At 72.7% G+C, this 25,526-nt stretch carries 22 protein-coding genes and 2 pseudogenes; 12 read left to right on the top strand and 12 right to left on the bottom strand.

Annotated elements, in window-relative coordinates:
• The first annotated feature begins 291 nt into the window (after positions 1-291).
• Genes PV721_RS09615 through PV721_RS09605 form a run of 3 tightly spaced genes read left to right on the top strand, consistent with a single transcriptional unit; the run spans position 292 to position 3,957 of the window.
• Complete coding sequence (locus PV721_RS09615) at positions 292-1,689, top strand: MFS transporter (protein ID WP_319722462.1); 1,398 nt, start codon at positions 292-294, stop codon at positions 1,687-1,689.
• A gap of 34 nt (positions 1,690-1,723) precedes the next feature.
• Complete coding sequence (locus tag PV721_RS09610; protein WP_319722436.1) at positions 1,724-2,458, top strand: response regulator transcription factor; 735 nt, start codon at positions 1,724-1,726, stop codon at positions 2,456-2,458.
• Positions 2,455-3,957 carry a HAMP domain-containing sensor histidine kinase gene (locus PV721_RS09605; RefSeq protein ID WP_319722435.1) on the top strand — a complete coding sequence of 501 codons (1,503 nt, stop codon included), beginning with the start codon at positions 2,455-2,457 and terminating at the stop codon, positions 3,955-3,957. Before PV721_RS09610 ends, PV721_RS09605 begins: the two co-directional genes overlap by 4 nt.
• A gap of 4 nt (positions 3,958-3,961) precedes the next feature.
• Here the strand turns inward: PV721_RS09605 and PV721_RS09600 are convergent, their stop codons facing one another.
• Complete coding sequence (locus tag PV721_RS09600) at positions 3,962-4,930, bottom strand: TAXI family TRAP transporter solute-binding subunit (RefSeq protein ID WP_319722434.1); 969 nt, start codon at positions 4,928-4,930, stop codon at positions 3,962-3,964.
• Positions 4,931-5,001: 71 nt separating this feature from the next.
• Here PV721_RS09600 and PV721_RS09595 point away from each other — a divergent pair, with 71 nt between their 5' ends.
• From PV721_RS09595 to PV721_RS09575, 5 genes are all read left to right on the top strand, one after another.
• Positions 5,002-5,628: a hypothetical protein gene (locus tag PV721_RS09595; RefSeq protein ID WP_319722433.1), complete on the top strand. Its 627-nt coding sequence runs from the start codon at positions 5,002-5,004 to the stop codon at positions 5,626-5,628.
• 14 nt (positions 5,629-5,642) lie between these two features.
• Positions 5,643-6,515 carry a PhzF family phenazine biosynthesis protein gene (locus tag PV721_RS09590; protein ID WP_319722432.1) on the top strand — a complete coding sequence of 291 codons (873 nt, stop codon included), beginning with the start codon at positions 5,643-5,645 and terminating at the stop codon, positions 6,513-6,515.
• Positions 6,516-6,714: 199 nt separating this feature from the next.
• Entirely contained in the window at positions 6,715-6,948 is a 234-nt protein-coding gene (locus tag PV721_RS09585) for a hypothetical protein (RefSeq protein ID WP_319722431.1), read from the top strand.
• Positions 6,949-7,250: 302 nt separating this feature from the next.
• The gene (locus PV721_RS09580; RefSeq protein ID WP_319722430.1) at positions 7,251-7,958 is read left to right on the top strand and encodes a tRNA-dependent cyclodipeptide synthase; all 708 of its coding nucleotides are present in this window, start codon (positions 7,251-7,253) and stop codon (positions 7,956-7,958) included.
• Positions 7,948-9,132, top strand: coding sequence for a cytochrome P450 (locus PV721_RS09575; RefSeq protein ID WP_319722429.1), 1,185 nt, complete (start codon positions 7,948-7,950; stop codon positions 9,130-9,132). The genes PV721_RS09580 and PV721_RS09575 overlap by 11 nt, the downstream gene beginning before the upstream one ends.
• A 96-nt stretch (positions 9,133-9,228) precedes the next feature.
• Here PV721_RS09575 and PV721_RS09570 read toward each other — a convergent pair whose 3' ends face one another.
• The 3 genes from PV721_RS09570 to PV721_RS09560 all read right to left on the bottom strand — a co-directional run bounded on the left by PV721_RS09570 (position 9,229) and on the right by PV721_RS09560 (position 12,554).
• Positions 9,229-11,631 (bottom strand): excinuclease ABC subunit UvrA, encoded by a 2,403-nt coding sequence (locus PV721_RS09570; RefSeq protein ID WP_319722428.1) that lies wholly within the window; start codon positions 11,629-11,631, stop codon positions 9,229-9,231.
• 79 nt (positions 11,632-11,710) lie between these two features.
• A complete protein-coding gene (locus tag PV721_RS09565) occupies positions 11,711-12,124 on the bottom strand; it encodes a VOC family protein (RefSeq protein WP_030711955.1) in 414 nt (137 codons plus the stop codon).
• A gap of 10 nt (positions 12,125-12,134) precedes the next feature.
• Positions 12,135-12,554 carry a helix-turn-helix transcriptional regulator gene (locus PV721_RS09560; protein ID WP_319722427.1) on the bottom strand — a complete coding sequence of 140 codons (420 nt, stop codon included), beginning with the start codon at positions 12,552-12,554 and terminating at the stop codon, positions 12,135-12,137.
• 377 nt (positions 12,555-12,931) lie between these two features.
• On the opposite strand from PV721_RS09560, the pseudogene PV721_RS09555 reads away from it, so the two are divergent.
• Positions 12,932-13,189, top strand: a pseudogene (locus tag PV721_RS09555) (DUF2690 domain-containing protein); the annotation flags it as partial.
• Positions 13,190-13,404: 215 nt separating this feature from the next.
• Here PV721_RS09555 and PV721_RS09550 read toward each other — a convergent pair.
• Entirely contained in the window at positions 13,405-14,412 is a 1,008-nt protein-coding gene (locus PV721_RS09550) for a LuxR C-terminal-related transcriptional regulator (RefSeq protein ID WP_319722426.1), read from the bottom strand.
• Between the two features lie 91 nt (positions 14,413-14,503).
• On the bottom strand, positions 14,504-15,391 hold the full coding sequence (locus PV721_RS09545) for a helix-turn-helix domain-containing protein (protein ID WP_319722425.1): 888 nt from the start codon (positions 15,389-15,391) through the stop codon (positions 14,504-14,506).
• A 789-nt stretch (positions 15,392-16,180) separates the two neighbouring features.
• Here PV721_RS09545 and PV721_RS09540 point away from each other — a divergent pair.
• Positions 16,181-16,378 (top strand): response regulator transcription factor, encoded by a 198-nt coding sequence (locus PV721_RS09540; RefSeq protein ID WP_319722424.1) that lies wholly within the window; start codon positions 16,181-16,183, stop codon positions 16,376-16,378.
• A 248-nt stretch (positions 16,379-16,626) separates the two neighbouring features.
• On the top strand, positions 16,627-17,163 hold the full coding sequence (locus tag PV721_RS09535) for a hypothetical protein (protein ID WP_416371067.1): 537 nt from the start codon (positions 16,627-16,629) through the stop codon (positions 17,161-17,163).
• A gap of 123 nt (positions 17,164-17,286) precedes the next feature.
• On the opposite strand, the gene PV721_RS09530 is transcribed toward PV721_RS09535, so the two are convergent.
• Complete coding sequence (locus PV721_RS09530) at positions 17,287-18,183, bottom strand: aminoglycoside phosphotransferase family protein (protein WP_319722461.1); 897 nt, start codon at positions 18,181-18,183, stop codon at positions 17,287-17,289.
• A 168-nt stretch (positions 18,184-18,351) separates the two neighbouring features.
• On the opposite strand from PV721_RS09530, the gene PV721_RS09525 reads away from it, so the two are divergent.
• Entirely contained in the window at positions 18,352-21,597 is a 3,246-nt protein-coding gene (locus PV721_RS09525) for an amidohydrolase family protein (protein WP_319722460.1), read from the top strand.
• A gap of 30 nt (positions 21,598-21,627) precedes the next feature.
• Here the strand turns inward: PV721_RS09525 and PV721_RS09520 are convergent, their stop codons facing one another.
• The 5 genes and pseudogenes from PV721_RS09520 to PV721_RS09500 form a co-directional block, all read right to left on the bottom strand.
• Complete coding sequence (locus tag PV721_RS09520) at positions 21,628-22,026, bottom strand: DUF4440 domain-containing protein (protein ID WP_319722422.1); 399 nt, start codon at positions 22,024-22,026, stop codon at positions 21,628-21,630.
• Positions 22,027-22,071: 45 nt separating this feature from the next.
• Positions 22,072-22,467: pseudogene (locus tag PV721_RS09515) on the bottom strand (low temperature requirement protein A); the annotation flags it as partial.
• A gap of 468 nt (positions 22,468-22,935) precedes the next feature.
• Entirely contained in the window at positions 22,936-23,727 is a 792-nt protein-coding gene (locus PV721_RS09510; protein ID WP_319722421.1) for a class I SAM-dependent methyltransferase, read from the bottom strand.
• A 51-nt stretch (positions 23,728-23,778) separates the two neighbouring features.
• A complete protein-coding gene (locus PV721_RS09505; RefSeq protein WP_319722420.1) occupies positions 23,779-24,303 on the bottom strand; it encodes a GNAT family N-acetyltransferase in 525 nt (174 codons plus the stop codon).
• Positions 24,304-24,361: 58 nt separating this feature from the next.
• Positions 24,362-25,526 (bottom strand): serine hydrolase domain-containing protein (locus PV721_RS09500; RefSeq protein WP_319722419.1); only part of this gene is annotated, 1,165 nt, incomplete at its 5' end.

The raw sequence follows: 25,526 nt of genomic DNA, 5'->3' as shown, positions 1-25,526 counted from the left end.
TTCGGGTGGGGGCCTGGCTCCGGTCCGGTCCCCTGGGGGTGCTCCCGGGCCGGCGCCACCACCGTGGGCCACCTGCGGGTGGCCGCCATGGAGCGGACATGACGTGCACATGACCGAGCCGTGAAATCCCCGCAGCTGCGCGGCTTCCTTAGCAGAATGTTAGATCTGCGTGCCGGAGCTTGTCCGGGCAGAACGGCGGTCCCATGCTCGGGACACTCCCCGCCACCGGGGCATCCCTCCCTCTCCCCTCGGGGACTTCCGTCAGGAGCCGCCATGTCCGCGTCCGCCGTCATGCCCGCTTCACCGCCCGGGGACGAGCGCAAGAAGCGCCGCCTCGCCCTGATCGGCGGGTCGCTCGGCAACCTGGTCGAGTGGTACGACTGGTTCGTCTACGCCAGCTTCGCGATCTACTTCGCCGACTCCTTCTTCCCCGGCGACAATCCGACCACGCAGCTGATGAACACGGCGGGCATCTTCGCCGTCGGCTTCCTGATGCGCCCCGTCGGCGGGTGGATCCTCGGCCGCGCCGCCGACCGGCACGGCCGCAAGAGCGCCCTCACCCTCACCGTCACCATGATGTCGGTGGCCGCCCTGCTGATCGCCGTGGCCCCGACCTACGGCCAGGCCGGCTACTTCGGCGCGCTGGTGCTGCTGCTCGCCCGCCTGCTCCAGGGGATGAGCATCGGCGGCGAGTACGCGGCCAGCGCCACCTATCTGACCGAGGCGTCGGCCCGCAACCGGCGCGGCCTCGGCTCCTCCTTCCAGTACGTGTCGATGACCTGCGGCCAGCTGCTCGGCCTGGGCATCCTGATCACGATGCAGCACACCCTCACCACCGCCCAGTTGGAGAGCTGGGGGTGGCGGATCCCGTTCGTCCTCGGGGCGTTGTTCGCGGTGGTCGTCTTCTGGCTGCGGCGCAGGCTCCAGGAGACCGACGCGTTCAAGGAGGAGTCGTCGGGCGAGGACGCCCACGACGACAGCACGCGCGGCACGCTGAAGGCCCTGTGGCTCTACCGACGGCAGGCGGGGCTCGTCATGGCGCTCACCCTCGGCGGCACCGTGGCCTACTACACCTACACCACCTACCTCACCAAGTACCTGGTCGGCAGCGCGGGCATGCCGAAGACGACCGCCACGCTGGTCAGCTTCACCGCTCTGACCCTCTTCGCCGTGCTGCAGCCCTTCGCCGGGATGCTGTCCGACCGGATCGGCCGACGTCCGCTGCTGATCACCTTCGCGGTGGGCTGCACCCTCGGCACGTACCCGATCATGACCGCGCTCGGGTCGGCGTCCTCGTACTGGTCCGCGCTCGGCCTGTCCCTGCTGGCCTTGGTCGTCATCACCGGCTACACGTCGATCAACGCGGCGGTGAAGGCGGAGCTGTTCCCGACCCGGGTGCGCGCCCTGGGCGTGGCCCTGCCGTACGCGATCGCCAACGCGCTCTTCGGCGGCACGGCGGAGTACGTGGCGCTGTGGTTCAAGAACAGCGGCCACGAGAAGATGTTCTTCTGGTACGTCTCCGGGTGCGCCCTGGTCTCCCTCGTGACGTACGTGCTGATGCCGGACACCCGCAACGCCGCACTCAGCCGCGCCGAGGCCGATGCCGACGCCGGTGCCGGTGCCGGCATCGGGAGCGGTTCGGGCGCCGGTGAAGCCCCGGGACGTCCGGCGGCGGCTCCCGTAAGCTGAGGCGACCGGGTCACACGTCGCGGGGGAACTGTCCATGCACGCGCTTCTCGTCGAGGACGACGACCGGATGGCCCGGGCCCTCGGCACCGCTCTCGCCCAGCGCGGGCACACGGTGCGCCGGGTGGGCCGGGCCCTGGACGCCCTGCGGCACGTGCACGAGGCCGAGTTCGTCCTGCTGGACCTGGGCCTTCCCGACCTCGACGGGCTCGAACTGCTGCGGCGGCTGCGGACCGTGTGCGACGCGCCCCTGATCGTGGTGACCGCGCGCTGCGAGGAGCGCGACATCGTGCAGGGGCTGCGGGCGGGCGCCGACGACTACGTGGTCAAGCCGTTCCGGATGGCCGAGCTGATGGCCCGTATCGACACGGTACGCCGGCGGACGGACAGCCACCCCGGCCGGGCGGGCGCCCACCCCGCCCACCCCGCCGACGTCACCGGCGCCGGTGGCCGGCCGGTCCGCACCGGGGACGTCGAGGTCGACCTGGCGGGCCGCACCGTCACCGTGGCGGGCGCCGAAGTGCGGCTGACCCGCCGTGAGTTCGACGTCCTCGCCTTCCTCGCCGCCCGCCCGGGCGAGGTGCATTCCCGCGAGGTGATCCTGGACCGGATCTGGGGGGACGCCTTCCTCACCGCCTCCCGCTCCCTGGACGTGCACGTGGCCGGGATCCGCGCCAAGACCGGCCGCTCCCACCTGGTGCGCACGGTCCGCGGTTTCGGCTACCAGCTCGGGTCCCCCACCGCGCCCGCGGACGGCGACGGCCCGCGATGAGGCGCAGGCTCCTCGCCGTGCTGATGGTGCTCATGGGGGCCGCGGCCCTGCTGCTCTGCGTCCCCCTGGCCGACGCCTACGCGCGCGGCCGCACCGAGCACCTGCTCCTGCAACGGCGTTCGGAGGCGGTGCGGTTCGCCGATCTCGCCGACCGGATGCGCACCGCCGCCGACCGGGCGGAGCTTTCGGCCGAGATCGGCCGCTACGCCGAGCTGTACGGAGCCGGCGTGGTGGTGGTCGACACGGCGGGAGAGACCGTCGCACGGGCCGGTTCGGGGCCCGCGTCGCAGGCCGCCACGGACGCGGCCACCGAAACCGGAACGGGTACAGGGACGGGGACGGGGACGGGGATGGGTTCGGGCGAAGCAGGCCCGGACGGCGGCTCCGGCACTCGCGCCTCCGCCGCCCCGAGGGCCCCTTCCGCGGCGGCGGAGGCCCGTCGTCGCGCCCTCACCGGCCGCTCCACCGACCGGCTGCCCACCCTGCGCCCCTGGGGCCCGAGGACCGTCGTGCTCGCCGAACCGGTGGGCCGGGACGAGCGGGTCAGCGGGGCGGTCCTGCTGGCCGTCCCCACCGACGCCGCCCGCCGGGACGTGGCGGTCCGCTGGGCGCTCATCGCCGCCGGGGCGGTCGCCGCCTTCGCGGCGGCGGCCCTGGTCGCGGCGGGGATCGCGCGCTGGCTGATGCGCCCGCTCCTCGATCTGGACCGGGCGGTGGAACGGCTGACCGCCGGCAGCCTCCAGGCGCGGGCCGTCTCCGACACCGGGCCGCCGGAACTGCGCCACCTGCGGCAGCACTTCAACACCATGGCGGAGGCCGTGGCCGACTCCATCGGCCGCCAGCGCGACTTCGTCGCCGACGCCTCCCACCAGCTGCGCAACCCGCTGGCCACCCTGGTGCTGCAGCTGGAGAACGTGGAACCGCACATCGCTCCCGGTCCCGGCCGCACCGAGCACGCCCGCGCCCTGGACGAGGCGGAGCGCCTGGAGGAACTCCTCGACGGCCTGCTGTCCCTGGCACGGGTGGAGTCCGGCACGGCGGAGCCGGGCGACCAGGACGTGGCGCAGGCGGTACGGGACCGGGTGACGGCCTGGACCCCGGTGTTCCGCGCCGCGGGACTGCGCCTGACGGCCGCCGGCCTGCCCGAGGAACTGCGGGCGCGGGCGCTGCCCGACGCGGCCGGCCGGATCCTGGACGCGCTCCTCGACAACGCCGTCAAGTTCGTGCCGCGTGACGGCCGGGTCGAGGTGTTCGTCACGCGTGCGGCCGACGGGAGCGCGGTCGTCCGGGTCGCCGACGACGGCCCGGGCGCGCCGGAGGACCAACTGCAGCTGCTGCTCAGGCGTTTCGCACGCTCCCCAGCGCACCAGAACGTGCGCGGCAGCGGCCTGGGACTGGCCATCGCCGACGAGCTCGCCCGCGGCAGCGGCGGAGGGCTGGACGTCCGCGGCAACGTGCCGCACGGCCTGGTCGTCGAGCTCCGCCTCGCGGCCCCGTGACGGCTCACCCGTAGACCGACCGGTAGTAGGCGACCGCCCCCGGGTGGAGCGGCACCTCCCCGGTCGAGATGGCGAACCGGGGTTCCAGCCGCGCCCCCGCCGTGACCTCGCGCAGCAGGTCACGCCATTGCTCGAACACGACGTGGAGCAGCCCGCGCGCGGCGCCCTCCCCCACGTCCGCACGGGCCAGGAGGTAGTTGCCGACCCCGATGGTCCCGACCGGCTCCGCGAGCCCGTACACCCCGGCCGGCAGGGTGACCGCCGAGTAGGCGGGGGCGTACCGCTCCCGCAGCGCGCCCACGTAGCCGTCGAGGGGCAGGAAGCGCAGCGGCAGCTCGCGCGCCAGCCCCGACAGGGCCGGTGTGGGCACGCCCCCGGACCAGAACAACGCGTCGACCGTGCCCTCGCGCAGCGCCCCGACCGAGGCCGCGAGGCCCAGGCGCCGTGCGCGGGCGGGCGCGGGGCCCCCGCTCAGACCGGCCGCCCGCAGGACCCGTTCCGCCACGACCTGTACGCCCGAGCCCTCCGCGCCGGCCGCGACCGGACGCCCTGCGAGGTCCTGGACCGCGCGTACCGGCCCGTCCGCAGGGACGAGCAGGTGCGTGTAGTTCACGTACACCCGGGCCAGTGCCGTCACCGCGGCCGGCCGGGAGAACGACTCGCGCCCGAGTACCGCATCCTCGGCCACGTCCGCCATCGCCAGCGCCAGTTCCACGGAGCCGCCGTCGAGGTGGCGGAGGTTGTCCACGCTCGCCGCGGTGCTGACGGGCACGATCTCGAGCGGCCGGCCGCTCGCGGCGACGGCTTGGGCGAGGGCCTTCCCGAAGGCGTTGTACGGCCCGCCCTCCGGTCCCGTCGCGAGCCGCAGCCTGCGTACCGGTCCGGCCTCGCCCGAGCAGCCGGCCAGTGCCCCGGCGAGGGCGCCGAGCCCGGCGGCGATCGCCCGTCGGCGGCTGGGCCCTGCGCTGGTCACCACCCAAGCCTAGGGGGTCTGGCCGTGGTGGCGGAGGGCGGCTTCGCGGCCCGGCATGGCAGAGTCCTCCCATGGTCAATTCGATACGCGGGCCGCGCCGCTGCTCCGCCGCGGCCGCTCTTCTCCTGAGCGCTGCCCTGTCCCTGACCGCCTGCGGCGAGCGCCGCGGCACGGACGCTGCACCCGCCGCCCCGGGCGCGCTCCCGACCGCGAGCCCGAGTGCGGCCGTCGGTGCGAGTCCCGGTGCCCCGGGCGCCTCCCCCTACGTGGAGCCCGGAGCCGGCGACGGCGCCCCGCACTACGGGGACAACAACGCCCATCGCCGCTCCGGCGAGATGTCCCCCGCCAGCGCGAAGGACGCCCGGAGGGAGGCCGACCGGATCGAGCCCGTGCTCAAGCGGCTCTGGGAGGAGGGGAAGTGGGACCCCCAGAGCGTGCGGTCGGCCCTGCGGCCGCTCGGATACGAGGAGGAGAAGACCGGGCCGAAGGGCGAACGGCTCGGCGGGACGCTCAGCGTGCGGGAGATGGAGCCGCGCTTCCAGGCCGACCACTACGTCACCCCCGAGGGCACCCGCGTCGGGCTGCGGGTCCACGACGACGCCTGTGTGACGGCCTTCGTGCAGAAGACCAACTACCAGGTGAAGACGAACGGCCCCTACATGGAGAGCGGCTGCTTCGAACCGCCCTTCGCCCACTGACGGCCCGCGACCCCGTGCGCTACCACCACGTCGACGTCTTCACCGGCCACCCGTACAGCGGGAACAGCCTCGCGGTGTTCCCCGAGGCGGATGCGCTGACCGGCGGACAGATGCAGGCCGTCACCCGCGAACTGCGCCACTTCGAGTCCGTCTTCCTGCTCCGGGACGGCGCGCCCGCGCACCCCCGGCGGGCGCGGGCCCGTGTCTTCGACCTCACCGGGGAACTGGACTTCGCCGGTCATCCCCTCATCGGCGCCGGTGCCGTGCTGCACGCCCTCCGCGGCGCTGCCGACCGCGAGGTCTGGACCCTGCGGCTGCCGGCCCGGACGGTGGAGGTCACCACCGAGCGGCGCGGTCCGGGCCGGTACGCGAGCCTCCTCGACCAGGGCTCCGCCGCCTTCCTCGGCCGCCCCGACCCGCACGGCCTCGCCGCCCTGTTCGCGCTCGAACCGGGGGACCTGGACCCCGGCCTGCCGCCGGAGGTCGTCTCCACGGGCCTGCGCTACCTGGTGCTCCCCGTACGCGGCGACGCGCTGGCCCGCGCCCGCGTCACCGCGCCCCTCGACGGGCCCCTGGCCCGCATCGGCGCCCAGTTCGCCTACCTTCTGGACGCCGCGGCCCTGGAGGGACGGCACTGGAACAACGACGGGGTCCTCGAAGACGTCGCGACCGGCAGCGGCGCGGGCTGCGCAGCCGCCTACCTGCGCCGCCACGGCCGCATCGGCGCCGGTGAGCCGGCCCTTCTGCGTCAGGGCCGGTTCACCGGCCGCCCCAGCGAGATGACGGTCATCGCCGACGGTCTCGGCGAGGAGGTCCGCTCCGTGCGCGTCGGGGGCGGCGTCGCCTTCGTCGCGGAGGGCCGACTGCGCGAACTGCCGCCGGAGTGAGGGGCCGTACGGCGTTCGGCGATGCCCGAGGGCCTCGGGCTCGGATGCGAGGGCGCGCCGGCGGGCGGTGAGGCAGGGAACTGCCGGCGACGGTACGCGAGAGCGCGAGGAGCGCACCCAGGGCCAGGGCGATGACCACCGTGACGATCCGCCGGGGGGGGAGAGCACGCCGGCGTGGGCCATTCAGGGCGATCGCCGTGTGTCGGCCCTCCATGGCGGGGCGGGTCTGTTCGCCACCGCCGCGCCCGCGGCCGCCGACTCGGGCTCGACGTACGTGTTCGTCGTCGGCAGCACCATCACCCAGGTGGTCCAGGACGACGTCTTCAACGCCGGACGCGACAACACGGTCGGCTCCCACAACGGGGAGACCGCGGCCACGTCCGTCTCGGCCTTCGAGACCATGCCGCTGGTCGACTGGGCGGGCACCTTCTGACCGACGGGGCGACGCGTCCACGAAGCCCGGGGACAGGGACCGGCGGCCATCCGGGCGGCCTCGTCCCCGGCCCGGCCACAACGGCCCCCGGAATTCGCCAACTCAGCGCGAACTCAGCGCCAACTCTTCGCCCCGCACGGCCCACTCAATAGATGCCCCAGACAACCGTGTTGTCCGACAGGTGAGTTACCAACAGGAAGTGATGGAAGGTCGCACAGAGTTGCGGTACCTTCCTTCACGTCGCCGCCACACCCGGGGCACAGGGCCCCACGGGACTTGCGGCGCAAAGGACCCGACACCTGTTGACGACAGCGACCGAAGTCTTCACAGTCCGGCCGTACACCCCGCATTGCCAGGTGATCAGCACCGAAGGCGACCATGCCGTCATAGGCATCTCTCCGGGCAACAGCTATTTCTCCGCCCAGCGCGTTCTCGACCTCGCCCAATGGGGGATGCGCAACTTCGAGCAGGTCGACCTCATTTACACCGACCTGCACGTAGCGGAGATGTACGAGGCCCTCGGCTACGGCGAGGACGAGGCCCGACGCAAGGCGGTCAAGAATCTGCGGGGCGTTCGCGCCAAGGTGAACAACGCCGCCGCAGAAGCCGACCCCACCGGCACCCGCCTGCGCGCCCGGCCGATGTCCTCCCTCACGGACATCCCGGCCTACCGCGCTCTGCACAGCCACCTGAACAGCCTGCTCGACAACGACCCGGAGTTCCGCAAGACCTGCAACTCCCTGGTCGACGCATTCCTCTCCTCCAAGGTCCTTGACGGGAAGTCCGCCACCACCCGGCAGCGCGAGGTGTGCCTCGAGTACGTCTGTGCCGAGGCGCCGCTCTTCCTCGACACGCCGGCCATCCTCGGCGTGCCGTCTTCGCTCAACTGCTACCACCAGCTCCTGCCGATGGCGGAACTGCTCTACTCCCGCGGGTCGGGTCTGCGCGCCTCGCGCAACCAGGGCCACGCCATCATCACGCCCGCCGAAGGACACCCCGATGCCCACTGACACCCTGCTCGACTTCCCGTTCTCCGCGCGCGGCGACCAGCTCCCCCGTGAGATCGAGGAGCTCCGCAACGAGCCCGTGAAGCGGGTCCGCACGATAGCCGGTGACGAAGCCTGGCTCGTCTCCTCCTATGAACTGTGCAAGCTGGTCCTGGAGGACCCCCGGTTCAGCCTGAAGGACACCTCGGCTCCCGGCGTGCCCCGCCAGTACGCCCTGACGATCCCGCCCGAGGTCGTCAACAACATGGGCAACATCACCGGAGCCGGCCTTCGCAAGGCCGTCCTCAAGGCGATCAACCCCAAGACCGACGGCCTCATCGACTGGATGCGCGCCGAGGCCAATTCGCTCGTGGACAGCCTGCTGACCCACGGGGCGCCGGTCGACCTGCGCGGCCAGTTCGCCAACCCGTACGCCGAGCGCCTCCACTGCCGGATCCTCGGCATCCCGGAGGCCGACGCCCCGCGCCTGGCCGCGAGCCTCGACATCGCCTTCATGAACTCGGCCTGCCCGGTCACCGGTGCCAAGCTCAACTGGGACCGGGACATGGCCTACATGGTCGAGCGCCTGGACGACCCCGCCACCACCGGGCTCATCTCCGAACTCGCCGCCCTGCGCAACGACCCGGACTACGCCCACCTGACGGACGAGATGCTGGCCACGGTCGGCGTCACGCTCTTCGGCGCCGGTGTCATCTCCACCATGGGCTTCCTGACGATGGCACTCGTCTCCCTCATCCAGCACCCCGAGGTGTGGGAGCAGTTGCGCGAGGCGCCGGAGAAGATCCCCGCCGCCGTGGACGAACTCCTGCGCATCAACCTCTCCATCGCCGACGGGCTGCCCCGCCTCGCCCTGGAGGACGTCACCCTCGGCGACGTCGAGGTGAAGAAGGGCGAGCTGATGCTCGTCCTGGTCGAGGCCGCCAACACCGACCCGGCCGTGTACCCGGACCCGCACGTCGTCGACATCGACCGGGCGAACGCCGGCACGCACCTCTCCTTCGGCGGCGGGCAGCACTACTGCCCCGCCACCGCCCTCGGCAAGCGGCACACCGAGATCGCCATCGAGGTCCTGCTGGAGAAGATGCCCAACCTCCAGCTCGCCGTCCCCATCGACCAGTTGGTCTGGCGGACCCGCTTCATGAAGCGCCTGCCGGAGCGCCTGCCCGTGCTCTGGTAACCCGCCGGGCGCGTGCACGCGTACGACGACTGCCCCGGCCGGAACATCCGGCCGGGGCAGTCCCCGTAGCGGTGCGCGTGCGACGCCCGCCAGGGGTCAGGCGCCGACGTAGGCCGCGAGGTGCTCGCCGGTGAGCGTGGAGCGCTTGGCCACGAGGTCGGCGGGAGTGCCCTCGAAGACGACCTTGCCGCCGTCGTGGCCGGCGCCGGGGCCGAGGTCGATGATCCAGTCGGCGTGCGCCATGACCGCCTGGTGGTGCTCGATCACGATGACGGACTTGCCCGAGTCGACGAGCCGGTCGAGCAGGCCGAGCAGGTTCTCCACGTCGGCGAGGTGGAGGCCGGTCGTCGGCTCGTCGAGGACGTAGACGCCGCCCTTCTCCGACATGTGGGTGGCCAGCTTGAGCCGCTGCCGCTCGCCGCCGGACAGCGTGGTGAGCGGCTGGCCGAGGGTGAGGTACCCGAGGCCCACGTCGGCGAGCCGGTCCAGGATCTTGTGCGCGGCCGGCGTGTGCGCCTCGCCGGCGCCGAAGAACTCCTCGGCCTCGTTGACGGACATCGCGAGGACCTCGCTGATGTCGCGGCCGCCGAGCTTGTACTCCAGCACCTCCGCCTGGAACCGCTTCCCCTCGCAGTCCTCGCAGGGGGTGGCGACGCCCGCCATCATCGCCAGGTCGGTGTAGATGACCCCGGCGCCGTTGCACGTGGGGCAGGCACCCTCGGAGTTGGCGCTGAACAGGGCCGGCTTCACGCCGTTGACCTTGGCGAACGCCTTGCGGATCGGGTCGAGCAGTCCGGTGTAGGTCGCCGGGTTGCTGCGCCTGGAGCCGCGGATCGGCGTCTGGTCGACCGACACCACCTGCTCGCGCGCGGGAATCGACCCGTGGACGAGGGAACTCTTGCCGGAGCCGGCGACCCCCGTGATGACGACCAGTGCTCCGAGCGGGATGTCGACGTCGACGTCCCGCAGGTTGTTCGCCGTCGCGCCGCGGATCTCCAGGGTGCCGGCGGGCTCGCGCACCGTCTCCTTGAGGGTGGCCCGGTCGTCGAGATGGCGGCCGGTGATCGTGTCGCCGGCCCGGAGGTCCTCGACGGTGCCCTCGAAGCAGACGGTGCCGCCCGCCGTCCCGGCGCCGGGGCCGAGGTCGACCACGTGGTCGGCGATCGCGATCGCCTCGGGCTTGTGCTCCACCACGAGGACCGTGTTGCCCTTGTCGCGCAGCCGCAGCAACAGGTCGTTCATCCGCTGGATGTCATGGGGGTGCAGGCCGATCGTGGGCTCGTCGAAGACGTAGGTGACGTCGGTGAGCGCGGAGCCGAGGTGGCGGATCATCTTGACGCGCTGCGCCTCGCCGCCCGACAGCGTGCCCGCGGGCCGGTCGAGGGCGAGGTAGCCGAGGCCGATCTCGACGAAGGAGTCGAGGGTCTGCTGCAGGGCGGAGAGCAGCGGTGCCACCGACGGCTCCTCGAGACCGCGGACCCATTCGGCGAGGTCCCTGATCTCCATCGCGCAGGCGTCGGCGATGCTGATCCGCTTGATCTTCGACGACCGGGCCCCCTCGCTGAGCCGGGTGCCGTCGCACTCTGGGCAGGTGGTGAAGGTGACCGCCCGCTCCACGAACGCCCGGATGTGCGGCTGCATCGCCTCCTTGTCCTTGGACAGGAAGGACTTCTGGATCTTCGGGATCAGCCCCTCGTAGGTGAGGTTGACGCCGTTGACCTTCACCTTGGTCGGCTCGCGGTAGAGGAAGTCCTGCATCTCCTTCTTGGTGTACCGGCGGATCGGCTTGTTCGGGTCGAGGAATCCCGACTCGGCGTAGATCCCCACGGTCCACACGTTGTCCGACTTCCAGCCGGGGATGGTGAACGCGCCCTCGGCGATGGACTTGGAGTCGTCGTAGAGCTGGGTGAGGTCGATGTCGGAGACCTTGCCGCGGCCTTCGCAGTGCGTGCACATGCCGCCGGTGCGGTTGTAGGTCGCCTTCACCGTCTTGGTCTTGGCGGCGCCGCGTTCGACGGTGATCCCCCCGCTCGCCCGGACCGTGGCGGTGTTGAAGGAGTATGCGCTGGGCGGGCCGATGTGGGGCTTCCCGAGCCTGCTGAAGAGGATGCGCAGCATCGCGTTGGCATCGGTGGCGGTGCCGACCGTGGAGCGGGGATCGGCGCCCATCCGCTGCTGGTCGACGGTGATGACGGTCGTCAGACCGTCGAGGACGTCGACCTCGGGGCGGGCGAGCGTCGGCATGAAGCCCTGGACGAAGGTGCTGTACGTCTCGTTGATCAGCCGCTGGGACTCCGCGGCGATCGTGTTGAACACGAGCGAGCTCTTGCCCGAGCCGGAGACCCCGGTGAACACCGTGAGCCGGCGCTTCGGGATCTCGATGCTGACGTCCTTGAGGTTGTTCTCGCGCGCGCCGTGCACGCGGATCACATCGTGGCTGTCGGCACCGTGCGGCGCGGACGACCGCGCCCCCGTCCCCGTCCCCGTGGCCTTGCTCATCGTCTCTCCGTCGTTCGGGCGGGGACCGCGTGCGCGGTCCCCGTCGGTTTCGCTGGTCCGGACCCTGTTGCCTGCGGTCTCACCGCTTCGGCTGGTTGAAGCGGAGCATGTTGCCGGCCGGGTCGCGGAAGGCGCAGTCGCGGACGCCGTACGGCTGGTCGATCGGCTCCTGCAACACCTCCCCGCCGGCTGCCTGGATGCGCTCGAAGGTCGCGTCGACGTCGTCGGTGGAGAAGATCACCCCGCGCAGCATGCCCTTGGCCAGCAGTTCCGCCATCTGCTGCTTGTCCGTCGGGGAGGCGTTGGGGTTGGCGAGCGGAGGTTCGAGGACGATCTCCACGTCTGGCTGCTCGGGTGAGCCGACGGTCACCCAGCGCATCCCCTCGAACCCGACGTCGTTGCGCACCTCCATGCCGAGGACGTCGCGGTAGAACGCGAGCGCCTTGTCGTGGTCGTCGACTGCGATGAAGCACTGAGAGAGCTTGATGGTCATGCCTCCGACGCTACGAGGCGGTGGCCGATTCCGCTTCTCCGTTTCTGATCGGTCGCGTATGAATTTTCGCGATGCACGCCGGGATCGCCGCGCCGGCCTCGTGGCGGCGGGCCCGGTACGCGCTCGGGCTCTCGCCGACGAGTTCGGTGAACCGCGAGCTGAACGACCCGAGCGAGGTGCATCCGACCTCGAAGCAGACCTCCGTGACGCTGAGGTCTCCCCGCCTGAGCAGTGCCTTCGCCCGCTCGACGCGGCGGGTCATGAGGTAGCTGTACGGGGTCTCCCCGAAGGCGGCGCGGAAGCTGCGGGAGAAGTGTCCGGGGGACATGAGGGCGACGTTGGCCAGCGCCGGAACGTCCAGCGGCTGCGCGTAGTCGCGGTCCATCGTGTCCCGCGCGCGACGCAGGCGTACCAGGTCCTCCAAGGTCATGGAGCCAGCATCGCACGGGCGGGGCCGGGGCGTCGGCCACCTGTGCGAAATCGGTCCGGCGGCTGAGAGCAAGCGTTCAGGAGCGCTTGCTCTCAGCCGTCGGACCTACCTCGGGCACCCCTGCCGCGCGGATGCTTCCCGTGCGTTCACGACGGACGCGTCCGTCGCCCCCCACCCACCCCTCATCACCTCGGAAGGGCATGTCATGAGGACCCGAATCATCGCCGTCTCGCTCAGCGCCGGTGCGCTCCTGGCCACCGGCCTGCTGACGGTGCCCACCGCGTCGGCCGCCGGCCGCTCCGACCTGCGTCGGAGCGGCGTGCAACGGCAAGAACCCTGCGAGCACCTCGTGCCAGAACGACGCCCGCACGGTCGCGGAGTCCAGCGACCCGATGGGCGCCATGGAGCTGCGCTACAGCCCGTCCTGCCGGGCCGCCTGGGGCCGGTTCAAAATCAACGCACCGTCCGGCTCCCGCATGGAGATCAAGAACAGCCAGGGCAAGAAGTACACGACCAACGGCAGCGGCAAGTTCTACACCGTCATGATCAACGACAAGGACGTGAAGGCGTGGGCCTGCGGCATCTGGCCCTCCGAGTTCGGCAGGACCAACACCGCGTGCACGGGCGACTTCTGAGGGGACCGGACATGACCAGGCATCCGTCCATGGATCCACTGAGCGGAACCAAGCGGAAGCTCCTCGTCACCGGGGCCGCGCTCCTCGGCCCGCTCGCGCCGGCGACCGGGGCGGACGTTACCTCCTGAGGCCGGACCGCCGGCGGTGCCTCACCGCGGCGACGCTGTTCGCCGGGGTGAGGCACCGTCCCCGTTCCCCTCGCCGTGCGGCTCCGCTCACAGCCAGCCGGCCTGCGCCGCCCGCAGCCCGGCCTCGAAGCGGCTGCGCGCACCGAGCCTTTCCATGATCGATGCCATGCTGCGGCGGACGGTGCTCAGGGACACGCCCAGCCTCCCGGCGGCCGTCTCGTCCGTGAGCCCCTTGGCCAAAAGGGTGAGCAGTTCCCGTTCCTGCACGGTGAGCCCGGTGCCCTCGTCCCTGGCCTGCTGTGCGCCGAGCGGCAGCGCGACCGCCCACACCTGCTCGAAGAGCGTCGACAGCGCGGTCATGGCCCCGGCCGCGTGGAGGAGGACGGCACCACGGCGCGTGTCCGACGGGTCCAGCGGGACCAGCGCGCTGGCACCGTCGATGAGGATCATCCGCAGGGGCAGGCTGGGAACCGTGCGCACCTCGCCCCCGGACTCGGTCAGCCAGCGCGCGTACTCCAGCGTCGGAGCGCTGTTGCGGACGCTGTCCAGGCAGACCGTCCGGACCTCCACCCCGCGGAGCAGGATCTGGGCGTCGTTGTGCCGTGCCGCCTCGATGGACGCCGCGGAGTGGCCGCCGCCCGGCATGAACGTACAGACCGAGGCGGCGGCCTTGTCGGCGATCTGCTCCAGTCGGCTCTGGATCGCGTCCATGCCGATGAGGCGCTCGCTGTCGGTCTCGTCGCTCCCGCCTTCGCCCGCGACCCCGAGTGCGGGCCCGGCGATGTCGGCGATCATCCGGGTGACCGCGACGTGGGTCTCGTCCAGTTCCCGTCGGCGCCGCTCGAGTTCGTCCTGCTGGCGGCGGAGCAGCAGCTGCAGCCCCAGCTCGGGGTGGATCGCGCGCCATCCTCCGGGCCGGTCCGCCGACCTGCGCAGCAGGGAGAGCTCGGCGAGTCTGTCCAACGCGTCCCGCACGTGCTGTTCCTCGAGTCCGAGCCGCTCGGCCATCTGCCCGACGCCCCAGCCCTCGGGGCGTGCGGCCAGCAGCCTGTAGACGGCCTCGGTCGATGTGTCGAGTCCCAGTGCGGACAGCATCCCGGCGCTCCTACCCACGTCGACAACGTCTTTTCCAGGCGCACAGCAGCATGGGGGGAAGCAGGGCCGGCGGTCTTGTAGGAATCGGAGTTCAGGCCGTATCCGGCAACAGCAGGCTGGTCACCCGGCCCGCCACCCGGTCCAGCGCGGAGCCGGGCGGCAGGCCGCCCCGGCGGGCCGCGAACTGCGACGGGGTGAGCCCCGTCATCGCCTTGAACTCGCGGATGCAGTGGGCCTGGTCGTGGAAACCGCCCAAGGCCGCCACTTCGGCCCCGTCCAGGCCGAGCGACTGGAGGCGCAGCGCCCGCTGGAGCCGGGCCACCCTGGCGACGGACTTCGGTGCCAGCCCCACCTGCCGGCCGAAGCAGGCGCGCAGATGGCGGGAGCTCCAGCCGACCTCGCTGGAGATGCTGCTGAGGGTCTCCGGCCGGCCGGCCGCCCACAACCGCCGCAGCGCCTCGCGGACTTCGGGTGAGACGCTGCCGCCGCGGTCGCCGCCGCAGGAGAGGAACACGGCGTCGAGGAGGGCGAACCGGTCGGCCCAGGCTTCGGTGTGCTGCAGCTGCTCGACGAGGAAGGCTGCGGTCCGGCCGAGCAGGTCGGTCAGGTCGACGAAGGCCTCCGTGAAGTGCCTCATGGGTATCCCGAAGGTCCGGTAGGCGCCGAGCGGGGAGAAGGTGACCTCGATGCCGTGCAGGCCTCCGGTGTGCTCACCGCGCGTCGCGGTGGTGCGCAGTCCGGAGAGGAAGGACGAGGCGCCCCGGGGCGGTCCGCCGGCGGTGAGGCTCAGGCCGCCCGCGAGGGCGATGACCACCGTCACGACGCCGTCGGGGACTTCGAGCCGGGACCGGGGCCGGCCTTCCGGCAGCCGGTAGCCGTGGTAGGCGATGATCTGCCCCCGCAGGGCCGCTGTGGGTCGCGACCTGACGCTCTCGGCACCTCCGGCAGCGGGCTCCGGAGCGCGAACGATCAAGACCATGCCTACCCCCCGTATAGGGCGCCTACGGTCCGGACGGCCACCAGGATGCATCAGCCCGGACGGAATCCACAGGCGGGTCTCGGCACATTGCCGGGTGGACAGGGCAATTGGCCGGTTCCGAGCGGTGACACCAAGCTCTCCGGAGTACTTGCTCTCACGCGTCCCCCCTTCCACCGGTCCGTGCCGGGCGGAAAGCTGGTCACCAGGAACACGGCGACCCGCCGCAAAGGAAATGACCCGGAGGCCGGGTCTTTCCAGACTTCAGAATTGAGGTAATCCCCATGATCTGGGACTGAACCGGCTCGACTCATCGACGAATTGTCCGGGGACCCGAGGGGAAAGGCAGCTCCGCGAAGTTCTCCGCGAACTCCCGTGTGCGATCCCGGGCCTGCCGCTGGCCCGCCGGCTACCGGCCCGAGCTCGATCAGCTCGTCAGGAACAGCGCGCGGGCCGGCACGGACACGGCTCTTGCCGGAAGCGAGACGATCATCTTGAGGATGGCCAAATCATCTGCCTGGTACCGCTCCTGGGACGACGCACGGGGCCGGGCGGGCCCGAGCCGCGGAGGAGCACGATGACCAGGACGACCACGACGACCACGGCGACGGCCGGTGAGCAGGTGCCGCCGGCACTGCACCTGTACCACGAGCTGCTGGCGGACCGGGAAAGCCTGCTGAGGGCCCACCGCCGTCTGTTGGCCGAACAGAACGCCCTGCTGGAACAGATCGACCTGCTCTGCGCGCGGTCGACCGCGGCCGGCTCCCACACCCCCTGCGCCAGCCCGCCGCCGTGTCTCCCGTCCAGCGGCAGGTGCTGGTGCTCCTGGCCGGCGGGGCCAAGGACGGGGCGATCGCCCGCCGGCTGAACCTGAGCGAACGCTCCGTACGACGCCAGGTGGAAGCCCTGGCCCAGCGGTCCGGCGCGAGCAACCGGTTCACCCTGGCGCTCGCCGCGATCAGGATCGGCTGGCTGCCCGCCGGCCACTGAGCGTCTCCACGGTACGGAGGCGGCCCGCCGCCGGTTCCGTACCGAACCGGACCGGACCGAACCGGACCGGACCGGACCACCCTTCCCCTGTCCGGTACCGGTCAGCCGTCCTGCACCGGTCAGCCGTCCTGTTCGGCCTGGCCGGGTTCGGCTCCCGGTGCTGCACTGGGCGTCACCGGCCGGCAGGCCGCGCCGCGTTACGCAGCGAGCGGCCCCGGACACCATGACGCCGATCCGACAAGGGGAAGATCCTCATGCGCAGCCGAGTCCGCAGCACCTTCGCCACCAGCCTCGTCGGCGCCACCGCCGCCCTAGCCGCCCTGCTCGTGCCCGGCACCGCCCACGCCGCCCCGGCCAAGCTCAGCCACGCGTCGGCCGTCGGCAAGCTGAACGCGACGGGCGGAATAGGCCTGTGCTCGAGCGGCGGCTGCAGCAACCGGACCAACGCCACCTGCACCTCCCTGGAGCAGGTCAACGCCGCGAGCATCAGCGACGTCATCACCCTGCGCAAGGCGGGCGGGTGCACCCTCACCATCACCGGCGGTACCGAGGTGGGCCACGCGTCCGGCACCTACAGCCACTGGAATGGCTACAAGATCGACTTCAGTCCGACCAGGTGTGTCGGCAACTACGTCACGGGCAGCTTCACGCGGATCGCCAACCGCGGCGACGGCGCGGCCCGCTACCGGTCCGCCGCGGGCAACGTCTACGCGCGGGAGGGCAACCACTGGGACGTCACCTTCTGCGGGGGCAGCTCGGCATGCACCTCGGCGGCCAGCTCCTGAGCGACGCACGGCGAACCGGGCGGGGCGTCGCCGAAGCCCCCGCCCGGCCCGCTGCGCCGCACGAGCGGCGGCGAGACGACCCCGTGGCGGTGCCGGTCACGCCATGGGCGGCGGCCGAAGGCCTCAGCCCATGCCGTGCACTTCCGCCAGCACCTCCCGGATCACGTGCCGGGCGTTGTGCGCCATCGTCCGGTTGGTCCTCCGGTAGTACGGCAGCGCGATCAGCGCCTGCGAGAGCGTCCGGCCCCGGCCTCGTCTCCAGGTCGCGTCGTCCACGCCGAGCGCCTCGCGGAAGACCTCCCGCGCATCGGCCGGCAGCAGGTTCCACGCGGGGAACAGGTCGCACGCCGGGTCACCCACCCCCGTGCACCCGAAGTCGATCACCGAGGTCAGCCTGCCGCCGTGCACGAGCAGATTGCCCGGCGTCAGATCGGCGTGCAGCCACACCGGCGGCCCGCCCCGGTCCGGGGCCCGCAGCGCGTCCTCCCATACGGCGGCCGCAGCATCGCAGTCGACGCCCTCCTGCGGGATCCCGCGCAGTTCCTCGATCGCCGCCCGGGTGGCCCCGTCGAGCCAGGCGACCGGTCCGCCGCGGTAGGCGGGCGGCGGCCCCGGCAGGGTGATGCTCCGCATCGCCGCCACGAACCCGGCCAGGTCCCGGGCCAGCGCCTCGGGTTCGCCCAGTGCGCCCGCCTCCGGGTTCTCCCCCGCCAGCCACCGGTACACCGACCAACTCCACGGATAGCCCTCGGCGGGCTCTCCGGACCCGAGCACCTCGGGAACGGCCGTGGGCAGCCGGGGAGCGAGTCGCGGCAGCCACACCCGTTCCGTGAACACGTCCTCGGCTCCGCCCCCGCGCAGGGGCAGCCGTACGACCATGTCCTCACCCAGCCGGTACATGGCGTTGACCGTGCCGCCGGAGGGAAACCTTTCCACCGGCATCCCCGCCCACTGCGGGAACTGCCCGGCGACCAGCCGCCGTACGAGGTCGTCGCCGACGGGGTGCTGATCGGGATGCATCTGTCCTGTGCTCACGACCGCCATCCGACCGTCAAGGGCCGCCGGGAGCAAACGATTTATCCCGGACGGTGTCACCGTTGCCCGGAGGGGGTCTTGATCGTTTGGCTGCTGACGGGATGTCCGGGGCGGTCATCGCAGGTACCTCGACAGGTGAGGCGAGTGGTCGGAATGCGAGTTGCGCGCAGGACCGTGCTGCAGGCTGCTTCGGCGGGAGCCGCGGCGGCGCTGCTCGGCCGTTCCCCCGCGGCCGGCGCCCAGGACACCGCGGCCGGTGCCGAGGACACCTCGGCCGGTGCCCCGGCCGCCGCGGTCGGGGCGGCGCCGGTCGCGCTGCGGTTCACCCGTGCGACCAACGGCGCCGCGACCGCCACGGCAGGCGGGGACCGGGTCGTCGCCGAGGTGCAGAACGTCCTGTGGTCGCTGCCCCCGGACGGCGGGCCCGCGACGCCGCTCACCCCGCCCGATCTGGAGCCCGGGCGTCCGGTGTTCTCCCCCGACGGTCGGCAGGTCGCGATGAGCGCCTACCGCGGGGGCGTCTTCCACCTCTGGGTGATGAACGCGGACGGCTCGGGCCTGCGCCGGCTCACCGACGGTCCCTTCGACCACCGCGCGCCGGCCTGGTCGCCCGACGGCCGCACCCTCGCCTGCTGTTCCGAACGCGGCGGTGATCCGGTGGCCGGCAGCCCGTACCGGATCTGGGCCGTCCCGGTCACCGGCGGCCGCCCGCGCCGCCTGACGGGCCTGCCCGGGCAGGACGGGCCCGGCCAGGACGGGGAGTGGGAGGACTTCGACCCCGTCTGGTCCCCGGACGGCTCCCGCGTGCTGTTCGTCCGCGCCACCGTGACCTCCGGCACGCCGGCCGGGGACACCCTGACCGCCCGGACCATCGCCTCCGTTTCCGCCGGTCCCGGCGACGGCCCCGGGACCGTACGGATCGAACACACCGTCACCGACGGCCGGCTGCTCGCCCCGGCGCTCTCCCCGGCCGGCCGCACCGCCTGGCTGTCCGCGGCCCCCGGCCCCCGCAAGGCCGAGAACCTGACCCTGTTCGCCGACGGCCGTCAGGTCCCCCTCGACGGCGACCTCGCGCCCGCTCCCCCGCGCTGGATCGGCGACGACCGGCTGCTGATCACCCTCGACGGCCGGTTCCGGGTGATCCGCCCGCACCGTGACGGCGGCGACGGCCAGGAGATCCCCCTCGACGCCACGCTCGACCTCACGCGCCCCCGCTACCGGGTCAAGGAGTACGTCCTGGAGGCCGAGCGGAGCCGCCGGGTCCGGGGCATCCACCTGCCCGCCCTGTCCCCCGACGGCCGCAGCGTGGCCTTCGCCGCGCTCAACGCGCTGTGGGTCGCGCCCGTCGCCGGCGGGGCGCCGCGCAAGGTCGTCCAGGCCCCCGCCACGGCCTACGTCCAGGGGCCGGTGTGGACTCCGGACGGCCGGGCCCTGGTCTACACCGACGACCGCGACGGGCTGAACGCCGTCCGCCGCCGGGAGCTCGACGGCGGCCGGGAGAGCGTGCTCGCGCCGGGCGGCCGGGTCTACGGGGCGCTCTCCCCGGACGGCGAGCGGCTCGCCGCGCTGGACCTGGCCGGGCACCTCCTCGTACGCGATCTCGCGACCGGGACCGAGACCCCGCTGGTCCCGGCACTGGGTGGCGGCGGACTGCCCGGCCCGCCCAGCTGGTCGCCCGACGGCCGTCACCTCGCCCTGTGCGACCGCAACCGGCTCAGCCGGCGCTTCCGCGAGGGCTACAACCTCATCCGGATCGTCGACACCGCCACCGGCGCCGCCCGCCTGCACGCACTCGCCCCGCACGCCTCGCTCGCGGACCGCTACGCCTCCGGACCCGTCTGGTCACCCGACGGCCGCTTCCTGGCCTGTGTCAGCGAGTCGGCCCTGTGGCTGCTGCCCGTCCGGCCCGACGGCACGCCCGCCGGCCCGGCCCGCCGCCTGACCGACGAGGCCGCCGACCACCCTTCCTGGTCCGCGGATTCGCGCACCCTGCTCTACCAGTCCTGCGCCCGGCTGCGCCTGCTCGCCCTCGACGCCTCCGGTGCGCCCGCCGGGCCCGCCCGCACCGTGCCCGTCTCCCTCTCCTACCGGCGCCCCGCCCCCGTCGACACCGTCGTGCACGCGGGGCTGCTGTGGGACGCCACCGGCTCCCCGCCCCGGGCCGACGTCGACGTCCTCGTCAGCGGCGGCCGGATCACCGCGGTAGAGCCGCATCGGAGGGGCCGCCGCGCCGCCCGCACCGTGGACGCCTCCGGCGGCACGGTCCTGCCGGGCCTGTGGGACTCGCACGTCCATCCGTACCCCTACACGTACGGTGCGCGCCAGGGTGCGCTGCACCTCGCGTACGGGGTCACCACCGTGGTCTCGCTGGGCGGTTCGGCCTACGAGCAGGCCCGGCTGCGCGAGGACATCCGGGCAGGGCTGCTCGCCGCGCCGCGGCTGCTGGCCGGCGGGGAGCTCCTCGACGGCTCGCGGGTCGCTTACAGCATGGGTCGCGCCCATCGCACCCGTGCGGGGTTCGCCCGCTCGCTGGCCCGGGCCGCGGCGCTGGACTGGGACTTCGTCAAGACGTACGTGCGTGCCCCCTACGAGCTGATGGCCGAGGCGGCCCGGTTCGCCCACGACCGGCTCGGCGTCCTGGCCGGCTCCCACCTGTGCGCCCCCGGCATCCAGGCCGGCCAGGACCTGACCACGCACCTGGTGGCGACCGAGCGCGCGGAGTACGGCCACGGGGCGACCCCGCGGGGCCACACGTACCAGGACACCGTGGAGGTGTACGCGCGCGGCGGTTTCGACCTCATCGCCACCCCCTTCACCGCGCTGCCGCTGCTCGGCGCCGATCCGGCGCTCGCCGCCGATCCCCGCGTGACGGCACTGATGCCGCCCTGGGACGTGGAGGCCGTCCGGGCCGCGGCCGCGACCGCACCGAGCGCGGAGCAGAGCGCCGTCCTGGAGCGGGAGGTGGGCGTCTACCGGCGTGTCGTCGAGGGGGGCGGACGCCTCGCGCTGGGCACCGACGCGCCGCTCACCCCCGTCGGGCTCCACCTGCACCTCGCCCTGCGCGCGCTGCACCGGTACGGGATGTCACCGGCGCAGGCGCTGACCACCGTGACCCGGACCCCGGCCCGGGTCTTCGGCGTCGCGGACCGGCTCGGCACGGTGGAGCCGGGCAGGATCGCCGACCTCACCCTCGTCGACGGCGATCCCTTCACCGACTTCGCGGACCTGATCCGCGTACGGGCGACCCTGCGGGCCGGTCTCCTGCGGGAACGCCCCGCTCTGGAGCACGCCTTCACCCGTTCCGGCACGACGGCGGACGCGGTCGCCGGGGACTGGCGGGCCGTGCTGCACCAGATGCTCCGGGACGGCTGCTGCACCGCTCCCGGGGACGCCCGCTGAGGCCGGCGCAAGGCGCCGCCGGCCTCGTGGTCAGGGCTGGTCGAACCAGGCGAAGGCGGCGATCCGCCAGCCCTCCGGGGTCCGGACGAACTGGATGGTCTTGGTCCCGCCGCCCTCGAACGGCTCGCCGTCCAGGATCCCGGACTTGCGGTACTCGCCGAACCGCGACGCGATGTCGCCCGCGATCTCGGTCCGTTCGGAGGTCTCCCACTCGGAGAACTCGGCCAGCCGGCCGCCGGACAGCAACAGCCGGCGCGGCTCGATGAACTCGTCCACGGTGTAGGAGGTGAGGTCCGGGCCGGTCTTCACGACCACTGCGCCCGGCAGCATCAGCCGCCGGAGCCGTCCCACGTCGGCGGCCTTGCCACCGCGGTTGTCGAAGGCGCCGAAGAACTCGGCGGTCACCACGTCTATCTCGGCCTTGGACATGGCGCGACAGTAACACCCTTACGGGCGGGGGAGATCGCTCCGTTTTCAGGGGAGCCGGCTCCTCGCCGCGCGGGTGCGGCGCCGGGCGATCGACTTGGCGTACAGCAGGTGGCCGACGGCCTCGGCGGCGAGCAGCAGGACGACCTGCCAGGGCGTGAGGTGGTCGGTGCCCAGGACGACGAGCAGCGGAACGGCGACTCCGGGCACGGCCCAGGTCGCGACGTCTCGCGGCGGGCGGCCGAAGCGCAGTGCGATGGCCGCGTGGGCCAGGTGGTAGACGGCGAGCCCGCCGGCGAGGGCCCAGACCGCGCCGCGGTGCAGATGCGCGTGGCCGGCCTCCTCGACGGCGGTGGCCAGGCCGGCGGCCGTGCAGATGACGGCGGCAGTGACGAAGAAGTGCAGGAAGCCGCCCACGTCGCGGGCGAGGAGGTAGGCCCTGCTGCCCTGCGCCGACCCGAGGACGAGTTCCGCCGAGGTCGCGGCGAAGTCGGACGAAGTCGAAGGACGACCGACCCCCGCGGCCCCGGGAACCCAGCAGGAGCACGATCTCGGCGATGAGGAGCGCGGCCCGGACGGCGTAGTGCCAGGGCAGGGGCACCGCCACCGACGCGGCCCGGAGCACGGCGGAGGCCAGGCAGTAGCTCAGTGGCCGCCAGCGCGGGATGCGCAGGGGCGCGGGGAAGCGGGTGGCAGGCCACCACAGCCCCAGCAGCACCAGCCGGGTGCCCGCGTAGTCGAGCGCGTACCCGCCGCGCGGTCGCCGTCACCGTCGGCGCCCGGCACCGCGGCGGCCATCGCCGCGAGGCAGAACATGGCCGAGAGCATGAGCAGGCGGCGGGGCCGGGGCGCAGGCTCGCGGATCCGCGGTCGGTGACGCTCGTGACCCGCCTCCACGGGCCGTCCGTCCGGTCAGACCGCGAGCGCACTGGTGATCACCAGGGGCGGCCTGACACGCTCCGCCGGCCACGCGCGGCCGGCCACGAGGTCCGGGTCGGCGACGGTGAGCGCCTCGTCCACGGTGGGCCGGTGCTGGACGACGTCCCGGAAGCCGGCGCGCTCCAGCAGGCCCGCGTAGTAGCCGACGGGCCACGCGTGGTTGCGCATCTCCTGCCAGGTTCCGTCCGTGCGCCGCAGCCGTACCGTCAGCTCGTCCCCCGGGCCGTACACCTCGCCCGGTTCGCCGATCCGCAGCGAGGCGTACTCCGTGCCGTTGCAGGCGGGGTCGGTGGTCAGCAGCACGAAGGGGGCGTCCGGCCGCAGCAGGCGGCGGATCTCGGTGAACACGCCGAGCACCGCGTCCTCGGTCGGCAGCGACGCGAGCACGTGGTTGCACATGACCGCGTCCGCGCAGCCGTCCGCGAGGCCCGTCACCCGGCCGTCCTCCACGAGGTGGTACTCCGCCACCGCGGTCGCCGAAGCGCGGGCGAGCGCCAGCATCTCCGGGGAGGTGTCCACCCCGATGACCCGCGCCCCCAGCTGGCGGGCCGCGCGGTCGGCCACCCGGCCCGGCCCGCACCCGTAGTCCACCAGGACCGCGCCGGGGCCGGTCCGGCGGGACAGGGCCCGGAAGACGAACGGGTACCCGAGCAGCCAGTCCGTGGCCGCCTCCACCGCCGCGAAGGCCCGCGCGCCGTCACGTCCGGACCAGGCGGTGCCCTCTGCGGCGCCGCCCTGCCCGGGTCCCTCCGACCAGTCGCTCACAGCCCCACTATCGACCCGGTACGGCCGGACGGCACTGTTACGACACGACCGCTAGAGGTTGATCCAATAGCGCCGTTTGGAGCCGATCAGGGTTTCGCGGACGTCTTCCAGCACACCGCCGTTGGCCTCGATCGTGCGGATCGAGGCCTCGTTGCCGGGGTCGCACGTCAGCAGTACCCGGTCCATCCCCAGCAGGCGGGCCTCGTGCTGGACGGCCCTGAGGGCCCAAGTGGCCAGTCCGCGGCGGCGGGCCGAGGGACGGACGCTGTAGCCGATGTGGCCGCCCGCGTCGAGCAGGAAGCCGTTCAGGTAGTGGCGCAGGTCTATGGCGCCGAGATAGGTGTCGCCCTCGGCGATCCACCAGTACGTGGCGTGCACGCGGCCGTGCTCGACCGGCAGCGTACGGTCCGCGTACCGGTGCAGCCGGTCCACCCAGGCCGCGAAGCCCTCCGGGCTGTCCACGTCGTCGTCGGAGCCGAGCCCGGCGCCGTCCATGTGGGCGTCGGGGCCCGATTCCAGCTGCGCGGCGAGCCAGGAGCTGTGCAGGCGGGGGGTGGGGCTGATGAGCTCTGGCATACCTCGGACCATAACAGTCGGATCATCCGACCCGATCCGGTGCTGCCGGGGGCGGACCTCAGCCGGACGTGGGCGCGGGCGGCGTGGAGGCCGGCGATGCAGGTGCGGACGGCTTCGGTGCCGTCGGCTTGTGGCCGGGGTACACGTGGTCCGGCGTCACGATGCTCGTGATCGCCTCGCCGAAGAGGGTGCTGGGCTCCTGGCCGTCGTGCAGGACGTCGGTGTTGAGGATGACGACCAGGGTCGCCTGCTCCTGCGGCAGGTACACGCCCAGGCTCTCGTAGCCCGGGAGCGAGCCGTTGTGACCGATCCAGCCCTGGACGTTGAAGAGGCCCAGCCCGTAGCCGGCGCCGGGAATGCCGACCGAGGTGGTCTTCAGGCGCTGTGCCTGCGTCGCGGGCGTCAGCAGCGTGCCCGTGGCGAGGGTCCGTGCCCAGCTGCGCAGGTTCTCCAGGTCGGAGATCATCGCTCCGGCTGCCCAGGCCCAGGACGGGTTCCAGTCGGCCGCGTCCTCGATCTTGCCGGAGGCCGTCTGGTCCGTGTAGCCCTGCGCGTGCGGCTCGGGGAACTCCGCGCCGGTCGGGAAGAGCGTGCGGCGCAGTCCGGCCGGCCCCACGACGTCCCGGTTGATGACCTCCTTGAGCGGCCTGCCGGTGACCTTCTCGATCAGCAGACCGAGCAGGATCAGGTTGGTGTTGGAGTACTGGAACTGCGCGTTCGGCTCGAACTGGACCGGGTGCTTGAAGGAGTAGTCCAGCAACTGCTGCGGCGAGAAGGGCCGATCGGGGTCGCTGGTGAACGCCTTGTCGAAGTCCGGGTCCTCGCTGTAGTTGAAGAGCCCGCTGCGCATGCCGGCCAGCTCGCGCAGGGTGATGCGGTCCCCGTTCGGCACGCCGTCGATGTAGTCGCCGATCGGGTCGTCCAGTCCGACCTTGCCCTGGTCGACCAGCTGGAGGAGGGCGGTGACCGTGAACGTCTTGGTCTGGCTGCCGATGCGGGTGTTGAAGTCGGTCCGCATGGGTGCACCGGTCGCCTTGTCGGCCACGCCGAAGGCCTTCACGTAGCTGCCCTTGCCGGGTGCCCACAGCCCCACGATCACGCCCGGCACCTGCGCCTCGGCCATGACCTTGCGCACGGCGGCGTCCAGTCGGGCATCGACGGCGGGTGTGAGCACCGGGAAGTCGCCGCCGGCGTCCGGGGTGGGGGCGGCGGCGACTTCCCGG

Origin of the sequence: Streptomyces sp. MB09-01 (assembly GCF_033794505.1) — a bacterium.
In the GTDB taxonomy this organism is placed as follows: Bacteria; Actinomycetota; Actinomycetes; order Streptomycetales; family Streptomycetaceae; genus Streptomyces.
This window is presented reverse-complemented; position numbering and strand designations above follow the sequence as displayed.